This window comes from Pseudobutyrivibrio sp. AR14 (assembly GCF_900101325.1).
In the GTDB taxonomy this organism is placed as follows: Bacteria; Bacillota; Clostridia; order Lachnospirales; family Lachnospiraceae; genus Pseudobutyrivibrio.
Genome location: NZ_FMUY01000033.1, coordinates 1 through 3,345 on the forward strand (window position 1 = coordinate 1; position 3,345 = coordinate 3,345).

General features: G+C 38.7%; 5 protein-coding genes. All 5 read left to right on the forward strand.

Annotated elements, in window-relative coordinates; translation table 11 throughout:
• Positions 1 to 173 precede the first annotated feature (173 nt).
• The 5 genes from BLP50_RS14400 (at position 174) to BLP50_RS14040 (ending at position 3,173) form a co-directional block, all read left to right on the forward strand.
• Positions 174 to 386 carry a hypothetical protein gene (locus BLP50_RS14400; RefSeq protein ID WP_090155864.1) on the forward strand — a complete coding sequence of 71 codons (213 nt, stop codon included), beginning with the start codon at positions 174 to 176 and terminating at the stop codon, positions 384 to 386.
• A gap of 118 nt (positions 387 to 504) precedes the next feature.
• On the forward strand, positions 505 to 1,827 hold the full coding sequence (locus tag BLP50_RS14025) for an ATP-binding protein (protein WP_090155866.1): 1,323 nt from the start codon (positions 505 to 507) through the stop codon (positions 1,825 to 1,827).
• 50 nt (positions 1,828 to 1,877) lie between these two features.
• On the forward strand, positions 1,878 to 2,441 hold the full coding sequence (locus BLP50_RS14030; RefSeq protein ID WP_090155868.1) for a cyclophilin-like fold protein: 564 nt from the start codon (positions 1,878 to 1,880) through the stop codon (positions 2,439 to 2,441).
• Between the two features lie 33 nt (positions 2,442 to 2,474).
• A complete protein-coding gene (locus BLP50_RS14035; RefSeq protein ID WP_090155870.1) occupies positions 2,475 to 2,699 on the forward strand; it encodes a DUF6485 family protein in 225 nt (74 codons plus the stop codon).
• 39 nt (positions 2,700 to 2,738) lie between these two features.
• Positions 2,739 to 3,173 (forward strand): GNAT family N-acetyltransferase, encoded by a 435-nt coding sequence (locus BLP50_RS14040; RefSeq protein WP_090155872.1) that lies wholly within the window; start codon positions 2,739 to 2,741, stop codon positions 3,171 to 3,173.
• The last annotated feature ends 172 nt before the right edge of the window (positions 3,174 to 3,345 follow it).

Here is a 3,345-nt window from a genome sequence, read left to right on the forward strand (position 1 = left end):
GACATGGAACGATATAGAAAAATGATATAGTAGATTAGAAATGTTCAAGCCGCAATAGCTAATGCTACTGCGGCTTGTTTGATGGACCAGGGGGATGGGGTTAGTGGACCATTATTAGCCAATGGAAAATAGTGTAAAAATAGTGTAATTTTAGTGGAGAAAAAGAGCTACTATTGTTGCTGTTAAAGAAATACAAGGGCGAGTTCACACCTATAGAAGTTAGCCGCGAGCTCGGGGTTACAAATAAGACTGTTATTAATCGATTAGCAGTGCTTGTTAAGATTGGATTCGTAGAACCTAATATGGTTAAAGAAAGAATTCGATCTTATGAATTAAGTTTTTTTGCAAAAGAGAATGAAAAGAGAATAAAGAAATTGCTTAAGTGATGGACCAGGAATGGTAAAAAAGAAAGTAAAAGTCCTATGGTTTTTGCAAATTGAATTGCGAAAGTCATAGGACTTTTGTTATAATTATTGCAAAAGAGATAGGAGTTGCAATGTCGTTATGTATAGAGAAATAATAAATGATTTGAAAAAATGGAGGGATAAGTCACGAAGGAAGCCGTTGATTCTTACTGGAGTAAGACAATGTGGAAAGACTTATATTGTGGATGAGTTTGCTCGTAGTAATTTTGAAAGTTATGTATATGTTAACTTTGAGTCTGAGGAGACTCTTTCTGCAATTTTCGATTACGACTTCGATGTGAATAGGATAATAAAGGAGTTGGAGCGTCATTTTAAGACAGAGATTATTCCTGGGAAAACGCTGGTTTTCTTTGATGAGATTCAAGAGTGTACCAGGGCAATAACCTCATTAAAATACTTTTGCGAGCAAATGAGGGATTTGCATATAGTATGTGCTGGGTCACTACTGGGAGTTGCCCTGAAGAAAAAACAGATTTCATTCCCCGTTGGTAAGGTAAACCGCTTACAGCTTTATCCAATGAGTTTTAAGGAATTTATAATTGCAAATGATAAAGCGGATTTGATTGACACTTTTAAAGAGTGGCCAACAGATCGTGAAATCCCTAAGTTATATACGGCTCAAATGGAGGAATTACTTAAGAATTACTATATCGTTGGGGGCATGCCAGAAGTTGTAAAGACTTGGATCGAAAACCATGATTACGAAGAGGTCGAAGAGGTTCAGAAGGAAATATTAAATGATTATGCTGATGATTTTTCAAAGCATGCACCACTTACAGATATTCCAAAAATCAGATGGATCTGGGATTCGGTTCCAGTACAACTCGCAAAAGAGAATAATAAATTTATCTTTTCGCATGTAAAAGAGGGAAAACGTTCTGCAGAATTGGAGGATGCTTTACAGTGGCTAGTGGATGCAGGATTACTTATTAAGACCGAGTTGGTAGAAAAACCTGAAATACCTTTAGAAGGAGCCTCTGATAAAACCTATTTCAAAGTATATATGTCTGATGTTGGATTACTGCGGGCAAAATCAAAAGTATCCGTAAATACGATATTGGAAGAGTCTGACTTATATATTAGATATAAGGGCGCATTTGCAGAAAACTATGTTTTGAATGAATTAAAATCAATAGGGAAAGCTCCATTTTTCTGGCGTTCCGGAAACACGGCAGAGGTAGATTTCATTTACGAAGAAGAAGGAGAGATTGTACCAGTAGAGGTAAAAGCTGCAGATAATACACAAGCAAAGAGCTATAAGCAGTTTTGTAAAAAGTATCAACCAAAGAAAGGATTAAAACTTTCTAGGAAAAATATTGCTGAGAATCTTTGCGAGGCAACCTTAACATTTAATATTCCGCTGTATTTAGAATGGAATATTGATAGTTACATCAAGGGGTGATGGACCAGGGGGACGGGGTTAGTGGACCATTATTACAAGAGGAGGTTTTTATGAAGAATTTCATAATGAAAAGAGTTAATGTGTGTGTGTTTGCTTTTATTTTAATAAGCAGCGCTTTATTTTCTGCATGTGGGAAGGATAATAATGAAGAGGCATCTGTAGTGTATTCAGAACTAAAAGCTGATGATAGTGAGGAGCAAGATGTTGTAACTTCAAATATAGGAGATGAGCAAATGGCAAATGAAGAATTATCAAAAGGAATTATTAACATTTCGATTGATCATGTAGATCAAGCCGTTGAATGGGAAGATAATGAATCGGTTGAAGCCCTTGAAAATCTGATTGATGAAAAGGGTTCTTTGACGATTCAGATGAGGATGTATGGTGATTTTGAGCAGGTGGGTTCACTTGGAGCAGATATAACAAGTGACGATGTACAGATGACTACAGGGCCTGGAGATATTGTTCTTTATAATGGGAATCAGATTGTTATCTTTTATGGGTCAAACAGTTGGGCATATACAAAACTTGGGAAGCTTAAGGCGTCGCAAGAGGAGCTGGAGAGTATGTTGGCCAATGGAGATGTGGAAGTGTTTCTTAGTTTGAGTGAATAGTTCAATAAAAAGCATGAGAGGGGAAGTAAAGATATGTCAGAGAATCAATCATCGGTTTCATTTTGCACATGCACAGACACGGCATGTCCATGTCATCCTACCAATCATGACAAGGGCTGTACACCATGCATAGCCAAGAACTTGGCCCAGCGGGAGATACCTAGCTGCTTCTTTAAGAAGGCTGGTGGGCAGAAGCCTACGAAGGATTGGTACTTTGAGGATTTTGCGGCGTTGATAAATGCCAATTCTGAGGTGTAGGATTAGCGCGATTAGTGCGGAGAAGTATAGGAGGCTAACGTGGTACGAGAGGTTACATTTGAAGATTTAGATTCGATGCTGGAACTGTATCTTTTCCTTCATGAGAAGACTATTCCGGAGCATGATGAACATCTTGCTGAGATTTGGGAGAAGATTCTTACTGACGAGGATTATCACCTGATTGTAAATGAAGTGGATGGCAAGATAGTGTCGTCATGCACCTGCATTATCATTCCGAATCTTACCTGGAATGTGAGACCATATGCCTTTGTGGAGAATGTGGTGACCCACGAGGATTACCGTAAATGCGGATATGCCAGGGCTTGCCTTGACTATGCGAAGAGCGTTGCCCAGGAGGCGGATTGCTATAAGATATTCCTGATGACTGGGGCGAAGGATGCCGAGACGCTGGGGTTCTATGAGCATGCTGGGTACAATAGCAGCGACAAGACTGGGTTTATACAGTGGCTGTGATGAAACGAACAAAATATCGAACAGAAAACGATTGTATGTTCGGATGTCCTGTGCTATAATCATTCTATAAGTTATATAGAAAGAGAAATATCAATGGGAAGTAAGGATGTGCAGACTAAGAAGTACATGAGGAATCCGCAGATATTTGCGGATTTTTTCAATGGCTACCTAT

What these genes read in the sequence shown, in the direction of transcription:
- BLP50_RS14025 (WP_090155866.1), top strand. Translation starts at nt 505, where the DNA reads ATGTATAGAGAAATAATAAATGATTTGAAAAAATGGAGGGATAAGTCA.
- BLP50_RS14030 (WP_090155868.1), top strand. Translation starts at nt 1,878, where the DNA reads ATGAAGAATTTCATAATGAAAAGAGTTAATGTGTGTGTGTTTGCTTTT.
- BLP50_RS14035 (WP_090155870.1), top strand. Translation starts at nt 2,475, where the DNA reads ATGTCAGAGAATCAATCATCGGTTTCATTTTGCACATGCACAGACACG.